Genomic DNA, 15,960 nt, shown 5'->3' with positions numbered 1-15,960 from the left:
TAATGAGTCTACCTGCCCGGTGTCTATTTCACTCAGTTTAGAGGGCCAGGTCGATAGCCCGGTCTGAGGGAGCTACCGGCGCAGGGAGCTCAGTAGAACCAGTCAGGTATTTCTCAACGGCTGCGGCACAGGCCCGCCCCTCAGCGATAGCCCAAACAACCAAGGACTGGCCGCGCCCGGCGTCACCGCAGGAGAAAATACCAGGCACATTGGTCATGTAGTTCTCATCGCGGGCCACATTGGTGCGACGATCAAGTTCTGCACCAGCCTGGGCGGTAATGGCGTCATTCTCCTGGCCGGTGAAGCCCAAAGCCAAGAAAACCAGGTCAGCAGGGATCACGCGCTCAGTTCCAGCCTTAGGTGCACGGCGACCATCAGGCAGGTACTCGGTCTCAGCGACCTTCAGGCCGGTCAGCTGACCGTTCTCCCCCACAAATTCGACGGTGGAGGCCAGGTACTTGCGTTCACCACCTTCCTCGTGGGAGGAGGATACTTCAAAGACCTTGGGGAACATGGGCCAAGGCTCATGGTCAGCGCGGTCAGCCGGGGGCTGAGCACCAATAGCCAAGGTAGTAATAGAAGCAGCACCCTGACGCACGGCAGTACCAATACAGTCAGAGCCGGTGTCACCACCACCCAACACAATAACGTGCTTACCGGCCGCATTAATGCTGGGAGTCTCCACCTCACCTGCAACAACCCGGTTAGCCTCGGTCAGATAAGGCATGGCGTAGTGAACGCCCTCCAAGTCAGCACCGGGGATAGACAGGCCGCGGGGGGCAGTAGCACCAGTAGCCACAATGACAGCATCGTAGCGGCGCTTCAAATCATCCCAGGTGATGTCCTGACCAATTTCAACGCCAGTGCGGAAGCGAGTGCCTTCAGCCTCCATGACCTCAATACGGCGGTCCACAATCTGCTTTTCCAGCTTAAAATCGGGGATGCCGTAACGCAGCAGGCCACCGACCTTATCGTCACGTTCAAAGACAGCCACCGTGAAACCGGCCTGGGTCAGCTGCTGGGCAGCAGCCAAACCGGCGGGGCCAGAACCAACCACGGCCACAGTCTTATCAAGCATACGGTCAGGCATAATCGGCTCAATGAAGCCGCCCTCAAAGGCCTGTTCAGCAATCGAATACTCAATCTGCTTAATGGTCACCGCAGGCTGGTTGATGCCCAGCACACACGAGCTCTCGCAAGGAGCCGGGCAGACGCGCCCAGTGAACTCAGGGAAGTTATTGGTCGCGTGCAGACGCTCAACAGCCTTCTCAGTCTGCTCACGCCAGGTCAAATCATTCCACTCCGGGATCAGGTTACCCAGGGGGCAACCAACATGACAGAAAGGAACACCGCAGTCCATACAGCGGGAGGCCTGAGTCTTAAGAACCGCTGAGTTCTGGGCGATCTGCACTTCCTTCCAATCAAGAATACGCACAGGCACGGGGCGCTTAGGACGGTCTTGACGGGTGGTTACTTTCAGAAAACCGCGGGGATCAGCCACGAGCGGTCACCTCCAAAATCTTGTTCCAAACCTGCATAGATTCGGTGTCTTCGCCGGCGGCAGCAGCCTCGGCACGGATAGCTAGTACGGCGGCAAAGTCGCGCGGGAATACCTTGGTGATGCGGGCGAAAGTACCCTCCAAGTCTTCCAGCAGGGCAGACGCCAGGTGCGAGCCGGTCTCAGCCTGATGGCTGGTCAAAAGCTGGGCGACAGTGGAACGATCCTCTTCATTCAGTTCAAGGAAAGTCAGCTCACCTGATTCACGGGACTGTTTATTGACCTTAGCCATATCCAGGTCAAGCACGTAGGCGATACCACCACTCATACCTGCACCAAAGTTACGGCCAGTAGCGCCCAGAATCAGAGCCAGGCCACCAGTCATGTATTCACACCCGTGATCGCCAATGCCTTCAACCACAGCGGTTGCACCAGAGTTACGAACCAAGAAGCGTTCACCCACAAGACCGCGGATAAACATCTCACCACTGGTTGCGCCGTAGCCGATGACGTTACCGGCTACCACGTTCTCCTCGGCAACCAAGGGGGCAGCGGCGTCCGGAGCCACAATAATACGGCCACCAGAAAGACCCTTGCCCACATAGTCGTTAGAATCGCCAGTCAGGCGAATAGTGACACCCTCAGGCAAGAAAGCACCCAAAGACTGGCCCGCATGACCGGTCAGGTTCAAGGTGATGGAATCACGGTCAAGCACATCAATACCGAAAGTCTTCGTGACGGCGTGGCCCAACATGGTACCTACCGAGCGGTCAGTGTTCACCACCTGCGAGTCAATAACAACCGGGGTGCGGTCGCCCAGGGTCTGCTGAGCTGCCGCAATGAAGGTGTTATCGATGTGCTGGTCAAGTTCATGATCCTGATCCTTCAGGTGGCGGATGCCCTGGCCCTGGTATTCAACAGCAGTTGAAGTCAGTACCTTAGACAGGTCCAGCCCATCAGCCTTCCAATGCTCAATAGCCTGAGACATATCAAGCAGCTCAGCATGGCCAATAGCCTCATCCAGGGTGCGGAAGCCAAGCTGAGCCAAGTATTCACGCACTTCTTCTGCAATGAACTCGAAGAAGTTCACCACATGGTCGGCCTTGCCAGTAAAACGGGACCGCAGCTCAGGGTTCTGAGTGGCCACACCCACCGGGCAGGTATCCAGGTGGCATTTACGCATCATAATGCAGCCCTCAACAATCAGAGGTGCGGTAGCAAAACCGTACTCTTCAGCACCGAGCAGGGCAGCAATAATGACATCACGCCCGGTTTTGAGCTGACCATCAGCCTGAACGACCACACGGTCACGCAAACCGTTAATCATGAGGGTCTGCTGGGCTTCAGCCAGGCCCAGCTCCCAGGGGGCACCTGCATGTTTAAGAGAGTTCAGGGGGGCCGCACCAGTACCACCATCGTGCCCAGAAATCAGCACAACATCAGCCTTAGCCTTAGTGACACCTGCTGCCACCGTGCCCACGCCCATCTCAGAGACGAGCTTCACGTGAATACGGGCGGCAGGGTTAGCGCGCTTGCAGTCATAAATGAGCTGGGCCAGATCCTCAATAGAGTAAATATCGTGGTGAGGAGGCGGCGAAATTAGCGAAACACCAGGAGTCGAGTGGCGGGTCTTAGCCACCCAGGGGTAAACCTTCTGGGCCATGAGCTGGCCACCCTCACCAGGCTTAGCGCCCTGAGCCATCTTAATCTGGATGTCATCAGCGTTAGTCAGGTAAAGGGACGTGACACCAAAACGCCCAGATGCTACCTGCTTAATAGCAGAACGACGGGCGGGGTCAAGCAGACGGTCAACGTCCTCACCGCCCTCACCAGTGTTGGACTTAGCGCCTAGGCGGTTCATGGCGATAGCTAGAGTCTCGTGAGCCTCCTGAGAGATAGAACCATAAGACATAGCACCGGTAGAGAAACGCTTCACAATCTCACTGACAGGCTCAACCTCATCAATATCGATGGGGGTGCGATCCTGGGTGAAGGTGAAGAGGCCGCGCAGAGTCATCAGGTCCTTAGCCTGATCATCGACCAGCTGAGTGTAAGACTTGAACAGGTCGTAGTTGCGGGTCTTGGTGGAGTGCTGCAGACGGAAAATCGTCTCAGGGTTAAAGAGGTGGGGTGCACCATCACGGCGCCAGTCGTATTCGCCGCCAGTCTCCAGGGCCCGGTGCGGCACAGAAACGCCGTCATCGGGGTAAGCATCATGGTGACGCTTGCGGGTTTCAGCTTCGATAACGTCCAAGCCCACACCGTCCATCTGGGAGTGGGTTCCAGTGAAGAACTGGTCAACAACCTGCTGGGACAGGCCCAGGGCCTCAAAGGTCTGGGCACCACAGTAGGAGGAGACGGTAGAAATACCCATCTTGGACATAATCTTCTGCAGACCCTTACCCAGGGCCTTAATGAGGTTATAGACAGCCTCAGCCTCAGTGACACCAGTGATTTCACCCTGAGCAACCAGCTCTTCTACCGACTCCATAGCCAGGTAAGGGTTAACAGCCGAAGCACCATAGCCAATCAGAGTGGCAACATGGTGAACCTCGCGCACATCACCGGCTTCAACGATGAGGGCAACCTTGGTGCGGGTAGCAGAGCGCAACAGGTGGTGGTGGACGGCGCTAGTCAGCAGCAGGGAGGGAATGGGCGCCCAAGCACCGTTAGAGTTACGGTCTGAAAGAATCAGGAACTGCACGCCACGCTCAACCGCAGCAGAAACCTTCTCACAGATTTCAGCGATACGGTTACGCAGTGCTTCCTCTCCCCCATTAGCCAGGTAGAGGCCGCTGACCTTAAGGGCAGCAGGCATGCCATCTTCATCCTCAATGTGGGCGATTTTATCGAGCTCATCATTATTGATGACAGGGAAGTCAAGACCCACATGCTGCACCTTTACTCGACCATTACGCAGCAGGTTGCCATTAGCACCAATGGAAGTTTTCAGGCTAGTCACCAGCTCTTCACGGATAGAATCCAAAGGCGGGTTAGTGACCTGGGCAAAGGACTGCACAAAGTAGTCAAAGAGCAGACGATGACGCGAGGACAACACCGCAATGGGGGTGTCTGTACCCATAGCGTAGATGGGTTCAGCACCGGTCTTAGCCATGGGCGCCAGAATCTTACGCAGCTCTTCTTCAGTGTACCCAAAGGTCTGCTGACGCTTAAGAATTGACTGTCGAGAGGCACGAATGTGCTCACGGTCAGGCAGGTCAGCCAAATCAACAATGTTCTCATCAGCCCACTGCTTCCAGGGCTGCTCGGCGGCAACTGCTGCCTTAACCTCTTCGTCGGGCACCAGGCGTCCTGCCTTAGTGTCCACAAAGAACATCTTGCCCGGTGAGACGCGGCCCTTCTCAACAATCTTCTCTTCGGGCATATCAACCACGCCCACCTCAGAGGCCAGAATAACCAGGCCATCATCGGTCACCCAGTAGCGGCCAGGGCGCAAACCGTTACGGTCCAGCACGGAGCCGACATTATCGCCGTCCGTAAAAGCAATGGCAGCAGGGCCGTCCCAGGGCTCCATGAGAGAAGAGTGGTAGCGGTAGAAGGCGCGGCGGTCCTCGTCCATGGTTTCGTGGTTTTCCCAGGCCTCAGGGACCATCATCATCAACACCTGCGCCGCTGAGCGGCCAGAGAGCATGAGCAGCTCAGCAACCTCATCAAAGCTCTGAGAGTCAGAGGCACCTACAGAGCAGATAGGGAAAAGCTCTTCAGGGTTACGGCCCAGCACCGGGGACTTAAGCTGAGACTGGCGGGCGCGCATCCAATTGCGGTTACCCTTGACCGTGTTAATTTCACCGTTGTGGGCAATAGTGCGGAAAGGCTGAGCCAGCGGCCACGAAGGGAAAGTGTTGGTCGAAAAACGCGAGTGAACAATGGCCAGCTTGGTCGCAAAACGCGGGTCGGACAGATCCGGGTAGAAAGGCTCAAGCTGGGCGGTGGTCAGCATACCCTTATACACGATGGTGCGTGAAGAGAAGGAGGGGAAGTAGACGCCAAGTTTGCGCTGGGCGCGCTTACGCACCCGGAAGGCCTTCTGATCGAGCTGGCGGCGCTCTGAATCTTCGTCCAGGTTAATGACGGGAATGTGCCCGGTGAAGGGGGCATTGACAGCGTCCAGGTCTTCGCCGGAGGCTTCTGCGATAAACATCTGCACAAAATATGGCATGACCGCACGGGCGGCCTTACCAACAATGTCAGCCTTAACCGGCACCTCACGCCAACCCAGTACACGCAGGCCCTCACGCTGAGCAATCTGAGTTAGCCCCTCCTTGAGTTCATCTGCGTTCTCGCCATTGGTGGGTAGGTAGGCGGTACCTACCGCATACTTGCCCAGCTCCGGCAGCTCAAAATCGACGACCTCACGCAAGAAAGCGTCAGGAATCTGTAGCAAAATGCCAGCGCCATCGCCGGTACCTTCGTCCGCGCCCACAGCACCACGGTGCTCTAGACGGCGCAGAGCGGTCAGGGCGTGATCAACGATGTCGTGGCCCGGTGTGCCGCGCAGGGTGGCAATCATGGCCAAGCCGCAGGCGTCCTTTTCATTCTCCGGGTTGTAAAGACCAGTGGCATCGGGGATGGAGGCGAATGTGGTGAAAGGTGAAGGGGCGTGCCCGATGGTGTGGTGGTCCTGGGTGAAGGTCTTATCGGCGTTGACTGCACTGCCGAGCGTGGTGTGACTCATGTGGGCCGTTCCTACTTACGTTGGGCTCAGGTGCCGGTGGGCAGGGCTAAACGGCTGGCGCGCAGGAGCGGGGGTGGGGCATCAGGGCGCTGGTAGTTTAGCCGCTCCTTTGCAGCACAAGATGTCGGTGGTTGCCTCATTACGGTAATGGAACAGACGATAGCCGCAGGACGCCAGGGTGGGGTTCCTGCACTAGGGGCAACCCCGCCTTCGGATAGGCGGCGAGGTAAAACTTCCATCAGTCGTAAGAGGTTTCGTTACGTATGTGTAAATTTATACACCGCTGCGTGTAAAGATTCAACAGCTCACCCAGCCTCTGGTTACCGCCGCGACAGCTCACTTCCCTGTTAAATAGAGGCTTAGAGCCGAGTGTCACCTCAGGACTTCCCCGCTCAGCCAAGGAAAAATAGAATTAGGTCATGAATAATTATCGTAATAATTCAATTATTGGTGGCGGCCAAAGAGACAAAATGAAACTCTTTAATAGCCCCACATCTTGCTATTTGAGATAGGGGCCTGGGCAGAAACAGACAGAGCAGCACGGCACCAAGCCACAAAATAATCCGCACTTATTCTGGTTTACCCGCAACTAGTTGCGGACTATTCAGAATAAATGCGGATTGGTTTCTATGCTTGTGCGCTAGTTGCCGGAACGGACGGACGCCGGGGCGGGCTCGTCCCTACCCGGCCGGGAAAAGCCGGACCCAGAAGAACCCTGCCGGTAAGCACCGGGCAGCTCCCCGCACCTGCGCGCACGGGCACCCATGAGCGCGAACATGAGAATACCCAACAACAAGACCGCGCCAGAGGTCCACACATGAACACGCACACCCCACAGCATCTCAGCAGTATCAATGCGTAAGAAACACTCAATCAGGAGACGGCCAAACCCATACCAGGTGACATAAGCCCAAAAAATCTGCCCCATCTGGAATACCCCGCGGCGGCCCAGGGCAATCAGTAAGGCAGCACCAAGTAGGTTCCACAAGGACTCATAGAGGAAGGTGGGGTGAAAAAGCGTCCCCACAGGGTACTGGTCAGGAAAATTAGGTGAAGTTGCCGAAATCTCCAGGCCCCACGGTAAGGTAGTGGGCCTGCCAAAAAGCTCCTGGTTAAACCAGTTACCCCAGCGGCCCAGCGCCTGGGCAATCATGATGCCGGGGGCGGCGGCGTCCGCAAATTTAGGGAGCGAAATACCATAGCGGCGGCAGGCATACCAGGCGCCCAAGCCACCGACAGAAATCGCACCCATAATACCGATACCACCCTCCCAAATCTTGAACACATCAAGCAGGTCAGCGCCCTCACCAAAATAAGAGCCAGGGTCGGTAATCAGCACATGGTAAAGACGGGCACCAACAATACCGGCAGGAATAGCCCACATGGCAACATCCCACACACGCTCAGGGTCCTCACCCCAGGCGGCCCAGCGGCGGCCAGTGAGCCACAGGCACACCACAATGCCCGCCAGAATACACAGGGCATAGAAATGAATCGTCAAAGGGCCCAGCTCAAAAGCAGAAACGGACGGCGAAGGAATCGACGCCAAGACAGTAGAAGCCACCATAGAAGCCCTACTCGCGGCCAGCTAGCTGGCGAGTCAAGGCACCCACAGCAGCCGGGCCGCCCTCAGCCAAGGCCTTCACCAAAGCAGTACCCACAATCACGCCGTCCGCATAGGCACCGATTTCTTCAACATGCTCACGCCGGGACACACCCAAGCCCACGCAGGCGGCAGGGGCACCGGCAGCACGCAAATCAGCGACCAGGGTCTCAGCGGCAGTGTTCACCGAAGAACGAGCACCGGTCACACCCATGACCGACACAGCATAAACGAAACCGCTCGAAGCCCGAGAAATCAGAGAAAGACGCTCAGGGCTAGAAGAAATAGCAGCCAAGAAAATACGGTCAAGGCCGTGCTTCTCTGAAGCCTCAAACCAGTCAGCGGCCTCATCAGGCACCAGGTCAGGGGTAATCAGACCCGCACCACCAGCTTCAGCAAGCTGCTGGGCAAAGAGATCAACACCGCGGCGTAGCACAGGGTTCCAGTAGGTCATCACCAGAACCACCGCATCAGTAGCAGCGGTAATCTCACGCACAGCACGGAACAAATCATCGGTGTGGAAGCCCTTCTCAATGGCCTCCACAGTGGCCCGCTGAATCACAGGGCCGTCCATCACAGGGTCTGAGTAGGGCAAGCCCAGCTCAATAATATCGACCCCGTTACGGCCCATCTCAATAGCAGCCTCAATGGACTCATCAACACTGGGGTAGCCCACCGGCAGGTAACCAATCAGGGCAGCACGGCCCTGGGCCTTACAGTCAGCCAAACGGGCGGCCAGCTGAGAATCGGGGTTGGGGGCAGGGAAAATGCCCTTACGCACCGAGTAGCGGGCCTCGTCCTGAAAATCCATGTAGCTCATTTAGGCACCCTTGCTTTCGTTCTGCGCGGTTTCATCATTCTGCGCGGTGGCTTCTGCCGCGGCTTCTTTATTCCCCACATTCAGGCTGGTTGAGGGGATAGCTTTACCCAGGCCAAACCATTTGAGGGCGGTCTCCATGTCTTTATCGCCGCGGCCTGAAAGGCAGACAATCATGGACTTTTCGTGGGCGGTAGCCGGGTCTTCCGCGGCCCATTCTTGAGCAACACGCAGGGCACCGGCGAGCGCGTGGGACGATTCGAGGGCTGGGATGATGCCTTCGGTGCGGCAGAGTAGGCGTAGGGCCTCCATGGCTTCAGTGTCGGTGACAGCCTGGTAGTCTACGCGGCCGATGTCTGAGAGGTAGGCGTGTTCGGGGCCGACGCCGGGGTAGTCTAGGCCTGCTGAGATGGAGTGGGATTCGATGGTTTGGCCGTCTTCATCTTGCATGAGGTAGGTCATGGCGCCGTGGAGCATGCCGGGGCGACCTAGGTTGATGGTGGCTGCGTGGCGGTCGGTGTCGATTCCGTCGCCGCCTGCTTCGAAGCCGTAGATTTTGACGTTGGCGTCATCGAGGAAGGCGTGGAAGAGGCCGATGGCGTTGGAGCCGCCGCCTACGCAGGCTGCGATGCCGGTGGGTAGGGTGCCGGTGGCTTCGAGGAACTGTTGGCGGGCTTCGGTGCCGATGGCGTCGTGGAAGTAGCGCACCATGGCGGGGAAGGGGTGGGCGCCGGCTGCGGTGCCTAGGAGGTAGTGGGTGGTATCTACGTTAGAGACCCAGTCGCGCAAGGCTTCGTTGATGGCGTCTTTGAGGGTGCGTGAGCCGGTCTGTACGGCGATGACGGTTGCACCTAGTAGCTGCATGCGGGCTACGTTGAGGGCTTGGCGTTCGGTGTCTTCTTCGCCCATGTAGACTCCGCAGTCCATGCCGAAGAGGGCGGCGGCGGTGGCGGTGGCGACACCGTGCTGGCCTGCGCCGGTTTCTGCGATGAGGCGGGTCTTGCCCATGCGCTTGGCCAGTAGGGCCTGGCCGATGACGTTGTTGATTTTGTGGGAGCCGGTGTGGTTGAGATCTTCGCGTTTGAGGAAGAAGCGCACTCCCCCGGCTGCTTCTGAGAGGCGGGGTACTTCGGTGAGCAGGGAGGGGCGGTTGGAGTATTCGGCTGAGAGGCGGCGGAACTCGTCGATGAATTCGGGGTCGAGTTTGGCTTTTTCAAAGGTTTCTTCGAGCTCGTCCATGGCGGCGATGAGGGATTCTGCCATGTAACGGCCACCGTATTTGCCGAAGTAGGGGCCGGGGGCGTTTTTGAGGCTTTGGCCCGAGGCTAGGAATTGTTCTGCCAGGGTTTCAGTCATGGGGTTTCCCTTCTGTGGGGCTAATCGGTGAATGTCTGGTGGTCTGGGCGGACGCCGGTAGGCGCCCTGCCCAGCAAATGGTGGGTTGGCGGGGGTTAGGCTGATGCGGCGGCCAGCCAGGTTTCTCGTGCTTGGGCACCGGCGGCACGGAATTCGCGTAGGGTTTCGGTGGGGGTGCCTGATTTGACCAGGGCCTCGCCCACAAGCACAGCCTTGGCACCGTGGGAGGCGTAGGTAGCGACGTCCTGGGGGCTAGCTACCCCTGATTCGGCGACGATGATGGCATCGGCAGGCAGCAGGGGGGCCATTGCGCTGAAGTTATTGTTATCAACTTCTAAGGTTTTGAGGTTGCGCACGTTTACACCTACGATGCGGGCACCGAGGGCGATGGCTCGTTCAATTTCTTCAGGGGTGTGGGTTTCTACTAGGGCGTTCATGCCCAGTTGGTGGGTGAGGTCGAGGAAGCGGCGTAAGGTGGCGTCATCGAGGGCTGCGACAATGAGCAGGATGAGGTCGGCGCCGTGGGCGCGGGCCTCCCAAATCTGGTATTCGTCGACGGTGAAGTCTTTACGCAAGACTGGGATGCTCACAGCGGCGCGGACGGCGTCAAGGTCGGCTAGGGTGCCTTTGAAGCGGCGTTCTTCGGTGAGCACGGAGATAGCAGTTGCTCCCCCGGCCTGGTAGGCGGCAGCCAGCTGGGCGGGGTCTGGGATAGCTGAGAGGGCACCCTTGGAGGGGGAAGAGCGTTTAACTTCAGAAATAATTTCGACGCTGCTAGCTTGGGCACCGCGGAGGGCGGCTAGGGCGTCGAGGGCTGGGGCTTGGGCTACTGCGCGCTTTTTGAGGTCTTCAAGTGGCTGGGCGGCGCGGCGGGTTTCGAGGTCTTCGCGGACGCCTACGATGATGTCGTCTAGTACGGTCATGGTGCCCCTTGGTTCTGGTGCGCGGACGGCGCAGGTTGGTTTTTAGTGGTGGTACTTGGTGTGCTTGCCGCCTTGGCCGTAGCCTGCTGCGCGGAGCACGACACCGGTGACAAGGCCGATAGCAATAATTGCGATACCGACGATGAGGATGGGGGTGTTTGAGATGCAAAAGCCGATTGCACCGATAACAGCACCGGCGATCATGATGCCGACCATGGCCCATGAGGCGGTGGTGTTGCCGTGGTTGTTGTAGGGCTGGTCGGGGACCATCTCAACGGTCTGCTGTGCCATGTGAGTCTCCTTGTACTGTGTGGGCGTGCGCTTGCCGGTACCTGGGGCAGAGCACACGGGTGCTTGTTTCTATCTTATGAGATAGTGCTGTCTTTATCCCAGCCTTTGAGGCGGCAGGCCCCTAGATTTCCTCAAAATACGCTAGGCAGTAGGGTCTTTACCCTCACTCAGGGAGTCCCAGGTGTCAATGTCGTCTGGTTCTTGGGCAGAGGCTTGGCGGGCTTCCCGGGCGGCGGAGCGGTCGTATGTGCGTTTGGTCTTCCAGTAGGAGGTGGCGGCAAAAGCCCACACCCCGGCCAGGGCCACCAGCACTCCACAGGCGGACGCCAGCAGCGGCAAGGCAGTCACGGCGTAGGAGTCTGCGGGGGCGTTAGTGCCGGTGATTGCACTGACCTGGGCCATCGAGGCAGCCTGCGGGTCGGCGTGCACACCGAAAGCGGCAACCGCCAGACCCACCCCCACGCCCACCAGGGCTAGAGCCAGTACCTTACGCAGTTTGGGCCCGGCAATACGCAGGGCCACGGAGGCCACCAGGGCAACCAGTGCTAGAGCAGAGACGGTGGGGGCAGCGTCCGCCCCAGAAATGTGCAGGGTAGAGGTGGAGACCACGGTGCTCACCTGGGTACGCACCCAAGTAGGTAGGGTAGCTACAAAGGCTGCGGCAGCAACAGCTAGGCACCCTAGCATGACGCGGGCAGGTGCAGCCCAGCCCGGTACTGGGCGGGTGGGGGAAGCCTCTGTAGCGGGGGCCTGCGGCTCACCCATCTAGTGAGCCACCTCAGCAGAAAGTGGGGCCAGGCCCGATGCGGTGAGCACAGCACGCAGGGGCGCTGCCGCCTTATTCACGGTTTCCTGGGCCTCAGAGGCCGGCACTGAATCCATGACGATACCGGCACCGGCCTGCACGTAAGCCCGCCCGCCCTTGAGCACGGCGGTACGGATAGCGATGGCCATATCCATGTTGCCGGCAAAGTCGAAATAACCGCACACACCTCCGTAGACCCCGCGGGCGCTCACCTCATATTCGTCAAGAAGTTGCATGGCACGGGGCTTAGGGGCACCTGAGAGAGTACCTGCCGGGAAGGCCACCCGCAGCACGTCATAGGCGTTCATGCCCTCAGCCAGCTGGGCTTGCACCTCAGATGAGATGTGCATGATGTGGCTGAAACGCTCGATTTCCATGAACTGGGTGACATTGACACTACCGGGAACCGCGATGCGGGAGAGGTCGTTGCGGGCCAGGTCAATGAGCATGAGATGTTCAGAGCGTTCTTTCTCATCAGCCAGGAGCTCTTCAGCCAGGGCAAGGTCCTCTTCGCGGGTTGCCCCGCGCGGACGCGACCCGGCAATGGGGTGGGTGGTGGCAGTACCCTCTTTAAGAGTGACCAGAGCCTCAGGTGAGGAGCCTACAATCTGGAAGGGCTCACCATCCTCAGTGGACTCAAAGTTAAAGAGGTACATATAAGGTGAGGGGTTGGACTGGCGTAGCACCCGGTAAACATCCAGTGCGCTGGCCCGGTTTTCAGCCTCAAAACGGCGGGAAATCACGATCTGGAAGACGTCGCCGTCAATAATGTTTTTCTTGGACTTCTCAATAGCATCTAGGAAGCCTTGTTCTGCCCAGGTGTGTTTGACCTGCGCTACCTGCGCCTGGACGTCCGCCGTGCCGCTGAGGGTTGAGACAGATTCGGGGGCAGGCTGAGCCAGTTTACCCATCATGGCTTGCACACGAGAGAGCGCATCGGCGTAGGCGGCGTCAACGTTCTCGCTGGTGCCGTTGAAGTTGATGGCGTTAGCAATCAGGGTGACGGTGCCGTCGGCGTTATCGTGCACAGCCATATCTGAGACGATGTTCAGGGCGAACTCGGGCAGGTTAACGTCGTCTGCTGGGCCGCCGGGCAGTTTCTCCCAGTGGCGCACTACATCCCACCCCATGTAGCCGACCAGGCCGCTGGTGAGCGGGGGCAGGTTATCAAGCGGCTCAGTGTGTAGCATCTCAAGGGTTTGGCGGATAGCCTCAACGGGGTCGCCCTCGGTGGGCGCGCCGGAGGGCGTAATCCCCTGCCAGAGGATCTGCCCGCCCTTGGTGGTGAGGGTGGAGCGGCTTGAGGCCCCGATAAAGGAGTAGCGGGACCACTGTTTTTGTTCGTTAGCTGATTCCAGTAGGAAGGTGCCGGGGGCGGGGGTGCCGTCGGCGGCGACCAGGGAACGGTAGATGCCGATGGGGGTCATGGCATCGGCGAGAACTTTGACGCGCACCGGGATGACGCGGCAGCTGGCAGCTAGTTCACGGAACTCTTCTAAGGTCGGTTCGACGATTCCCAAGTCGTGCATGGTTTCCTCTGGTTCTGGTGTGGCTATAGGACTATTCGGGGCGGACGCCGGTCACAGCAGGTAACTGCCCGCCCGCTTGAAAACAAGTGGTGGTGCCGGTGTGGCAAGCGGCCCCCACCTGGTCTACCTCAAGGAGTAGGGCATCACCGTCACAGTCGATGCTGACACTTTTGACGTACTGGTAGTGGCCGCTGGTATCGCCCTTGCGCCAGTATTCTTGGCGGGAGCGGGACCAGAAGGTCACCCGCCCCTGGGTGAGGGTGCGGTGCAGGGCTTCGTCATTCATCCAGCCGAGCATAAGCACGTCGCGGGTGTCGTACTGCTGGATAATGGCGGCAAAAAGACCGTGCTCATCGCGTTTGAGGCGGGCAGCAATATCGGCGGGCAGTGAAGCGCCCTCGGCGGCGCTGGGTGCTGGTGTGTTCACCATTCCATCCTAGCGGATGGCAGCGGTGGGGCTGGGCAGAAAGTGCCGGGCTACTCCCCTACCGTTCACACTGTGTTTGCTCCGCCTGCCGGTCAGGTTGTTACTGTGCTGACCGGTTTCTTCCACGGGGGTCTTCTAGCAGGTGAGACACAAGAGCTGTACTTCATCTGCCCTGAATGTTCCTTGGGTATTATTGGTTTTTATTGGGAACCATTATTTTGCTGATGTTGAGGGGCTTGTGTGTCTTCTTTGAACTATTCTCAGTTCATTTGGAATGTGGCTGATGTGTTGCGCGGTACCTATAAGCAGCATCAGTACGGTCAGATTATTCGAATGAGACTGCCGGTGAGCACTTTACCCCGCGTGAGGTCATTGAGCTGATGGTTAACCTGCTGCTGGCTGATGATGAAGATTTGCGCACTGATTATATTGCCCGGCCGGTCTATGATCCCACCGCTGGCACCGGCGGTATGCTGTCGGAGGCTGACGATAAGATTCACCAGCTGAACCCCACTGCCGATGTAAGTCTGCTGGGCCAGGAGCTCAACCCCGAGTCCTATGCGATTTGTAAGGCGGATATGGTGGTTAAGGGCCAGGACGTTGATAACATCGCCCTGGGTAATACCCTGACTGACCCGGCCTTTGAGAACCGCACCTTCCGTTACGGGCTGAGCAACCCGCCCTTTGGTGTGGACTGGAAGGGCGCTAAGGCTGTGGTTGAGGCTGAACATAAGAACCAGGGTTTTACAGACCGGTTTGGTGCTGGCTTACCCCGGGTTTCTGACGGTTCGCTCCTTTTCTTGCAGCACCTGATTTCTAAGCTCAATGAGCCGAGGGTTGCTAGCAATGGTGTTGCCCAGGTGGGTGGCCGCGGGGCTATTGTGTTGAATGGCTCTCCCCTCTTTACGGGTGGCGCGGGTTCTGGTGAGTCCAATATTCGTAAGTGGGTTTTGGACCAGGACTACCTTGAGGCAATTATTGGCCTGCCTACTGACATGTTCTATAACACCGGTATTTCTACCTATATTTGGGTGTTGAATAAGCAGAAGAAGGCTGAGCGTAGGGGTAAGGTTCAGCTGATTGACGCGACGAATATGTTTGAGAAGATGCGTAAGTCGGTGGGGTCTAAGCGGAAGCGCCTGAGTGAGGAGCAGATTGCTGAGATTACCCGCCTCTATGCTGCTTTTGATGCTGCTGATGATAAGCGGTCTAAGGTTTTTGATCGTGAGGAGTTTATGTACCGCACGATTACGGTGGAGCGCCCTTTGCGTTTGAATTGGGGTTTTACTGCTGAGCGGGTCGAGCGGCTCTTAGCTTCTAAGGAGTTTGGCAAGCTCAAGCTGGCTGAGGGTGAGGACGCCGCTGTGCGGGCTTCGCTTGCTGCTTTGGTTGAGAGCAAGGCTGGTGTTGTTGGTGCTGATGTGGCCAGTGTGAAGGCTGAGCTTTTGCAGGTGTTTGCGGACGCCGGTGCCCTGGTGAAGCCTGCGGCTTTGACTAAGTTGGTGGATGAGTTGGCTGAACGCGATGAATCCGCTGAAGTGGTGATGAAGGCTAAGAAGCCGGTGGCTGACGCTAGCCTGCGCGATACTGAGAATGTGCCCTGGGGCGAGGATATTCATGAGTACCTGGAGCGCGAGGTAAAGCCCTTTGTGCCTGATGCCTGGATTGATGAGCCTAAGACTAAGGAGGGGGCGGAGATTCCCTTTACCCGCCACTTCTACGAGTATGTTCCGCCGCGCTCCCTGGAGGAGATTGACCGCGACCTGAACGAGGTGCTGGGCCGAATCAAGAAAAGACTGGAAGAGGTGCTAGGTTAATGGCAGCGCCTAGAGTCCAGCTTAAACGTATCGTAAAAATCATCAACGGAGGAACGCCCACACCAGCTGAGGAAAACTGGAATGGTGAGATACCATGGGCTACACCCGTTGACTTAAATAATGAGGCTTATTCAAAAGTAGACACGCACCCCACACCCACCAACTAGACAACGGCCCCACCCGCGGCAAAAATATGAG

At 58.0% G+C, this 15,960-nt stretch carries 11 protein-coding genes; 1 reads left to right on the top strand and 10 read right to left on the bottom strand.

The window, feature by feature from the left end; translation table 11 throughout:
• Positions 1-37 precede the first annotated feature (37 nt).
• From ACED87_RS06820 to hisI, 10 genes are all read right to left on the bottom strand, one after another.
• Positions 38-1,501 carry a glutamate synthase subunit beta gene (locus ACED87_RS06820; RefSeq protein ID WP_449083651.1) on the bottom strand — a complete coding sequence of 488 codons (1,464 nt, stop codon included), beginning with the start codon at positions 1,499-1,501 and terminating at the stop codon, positions 38-40.
• The gene (gene gltB, locus ACED87_RS06815) at positions 1,494-6,194 is read right to left on the bottom strand and encodes a glutamate synthase large subunit (protein ID WP_449083653.1); all 4,701 of its coding nucleotides are present in this window, start codon (positions 6,192-6,194) and stop codon (positions 1,494-1,496) included. Before gltB ends, ACED87_RS06820 begins: the two co-directional genes overlap by 8 nt.
• Positions 6,195-6,834: 640 nt before the next feature.
• Positions 6,835-7,761: a prolipoprotein diacylglyceryl transferase gene (lgt, locus tag ACED87_RS06810; protein ID WP_449083655.1), complete on the bottom strand. Its 927-nt coding sequence runs from the start codon at positions 7,759-7,761 to the stop codon at positions 6,835-6,837.
• A gap of 7 nt (positions 7,762-7,768) precedes the next feature.
• Positions 7,769-8,617, bottom strand: a complete 849-nt coding sequence (gene trpA / locus ACED87_RS06805) for a tryptophan synthase subunit alpha (protein WP_449083657.1) — start codon at positions 8,615-8,617, stop codon at positions 7,769-7,771.
• Positions 8,618-9,970 (bottom strand): tryptophan synthase subunit beta, encoded by a 1,353-nt coding sequence (gene trpB, locus ACED87_RS06800; RefSeq protein WP_449083659.1) that lies wholly within the window; start codon positions 9,968-9,970, stop codon positions 8,618-8,620.
• A gap of 95 nt (positions 9,971-10,065) precedes the next feature.
• Entirely contained in the window at positions 10,066-10,893 is an 828-nt protein-coding gene (trpC, locus tag ACED87_RS06795) for an indole-3-glycerol phosphate synthase TrpC (RefSeq protein ID WP_449083660.1), read from the bottom strand.
• 42 nt (positions 10,894-10,935) lie between these two features.
• Positions 10,936-11,184, bottom strand: a complete 249-nt coding sequence (locus tag ACED87_RS06790; RefSeq protein ID WP_449083662.1) for an HGxxPAAW family protein — start codon at positions 11,182-11,184, stop codon at positions 10,936-10,938.
• A gap of 141 nt (positions 11,185-11,325) precedes the next feature.
• On the bottom strand, positions 11,326-11,949 hold the full coding sequence (locus tag ACED87_RS06785; protein ID WP_449089771.1) for a Trp biosynthesis-associated membrane protein: 624 nt from the start codon (positions 11,947-11,949) through the stop codon (positions 11,326-11,328).
• Positions 11,950-13,518: an anthranilate synthase component I gene (locus ACED87_RS06780; RefSeq protein WP_449089770.1), complete on the bottom strand. Its 1,569-nt coding sequence runs from the start codon at positions 13,516-13,518 to the stop codon at positions 11,950-11,952.
• A 31-nt stretch (positions 13,519-13,549) separates the two neighbouring features.
• A complete protein-coding gene (gene hisI / locus ACED87_RS06775) occupies positions 13,550-13,948 on the bottom strand; it encodes a phosphoribosyl-AMP cyclohydrolase (RefSeq protein WP_449083669.1) in 399 nt (132 codons plus the stop codon).
• Between the two features lie 377 nt (positions 13,949-14,325).
• On the opposite strand from hisI, the gene ACED87_RS06770 reads away from it, so the two are divergent.
• Complete coding sequence (locus tag ACED87_RS06770; protein WP_449083671.1) at positions 14,326-15,762, top strand: HsdM family class I SAM-dependent methyltransferase; 1,437 nt, start codon at positions 14,326-14,328, stop codon at positions 15,760-15,762.
• Positions 15,763-15,960 lie beyond the last annotated feature (198 nt).

Source organism: Rothia sp. 32237D007AR (assembly GCF_053544675.1).
The sequence above is the reverse complement of the archived record's forward strand: the minus strand, read 5'-3'. Positions and strand labels throughout refer to the sequence as shown.

Excerpts from the sequence above, each read along its gene's own strand:
- gltB (WP_449083653.1), bottom strand. The coding sequence starts at position 6,194 with ATGAGTCACACCACGCTCGGCAGTGCAGTCAACGCCGATAAGACCTTC.
- lgt (WP_449083655.1), bottom strand. The coding sequence starts at position 7,761 with ATGGTGGCTTCTACTGTCTTGGCGTCGATTCCTTCGCCGTCCGTTTCT.
- trpA (WP_449083657.1), bottom strand. The coding sequence starts at position 8,617 with ATGAGCTACATGGATTTTCAGGACGAGGCCCGCTACTCGGTGCGTAAG.
- trpB (WP_449083659.1), bottom strand. The coding sequence starts at position 9,970 with ATGACTGAAACCCTGGCAGAACAATTCCTAGCCTCGGGCCAAAGCCTC.
- trpC (WP_449083660.1), bottom strand. The coding sequence starts at position 10,893 with ATGACCGTACTAGACGACATCATCGTAGGCGTCCGCGAAGACCTCGAA.
- ACED87_RS06790 (WP_449083662.1), bottom strand. The coding sequence starts at position 11,184 with ATGGCACAGCAGACCGTTGAGATGGTCCCCGACCAGCCCTACAACAAC.
- ACED87_RS06785 (WP_449089771.1), bottom strand. The coding sequence starts at position 11,949 with ATGGGTGAGCCGCAGGCCCCCGCTACAGAGGCTTCCCCCACCCGCCCA.
- ACED87_RS06780 (WP_449089770.1), bottom strand. The coding sequence starts at position 13,518 with ATGCACGACTTGGGAATCGTCGAACCGACCTTAGAAGAGTTCCGTGAA.
- hisI (WP_449083669.1), bottom strand. The coding sequence starts at position 13,948 with ATGGTGAACACACCAGCACCCAGCGCCGCCGAGGGCGCTTCACTGCCC.
- ACED87_RS06770 (WP_449083671.1), top strand. The coding sequence starts at position 14,326 with ATGGTTAACCTGCTGCTGGCTGATGATGAAGATTTGCGCACTGATTAT.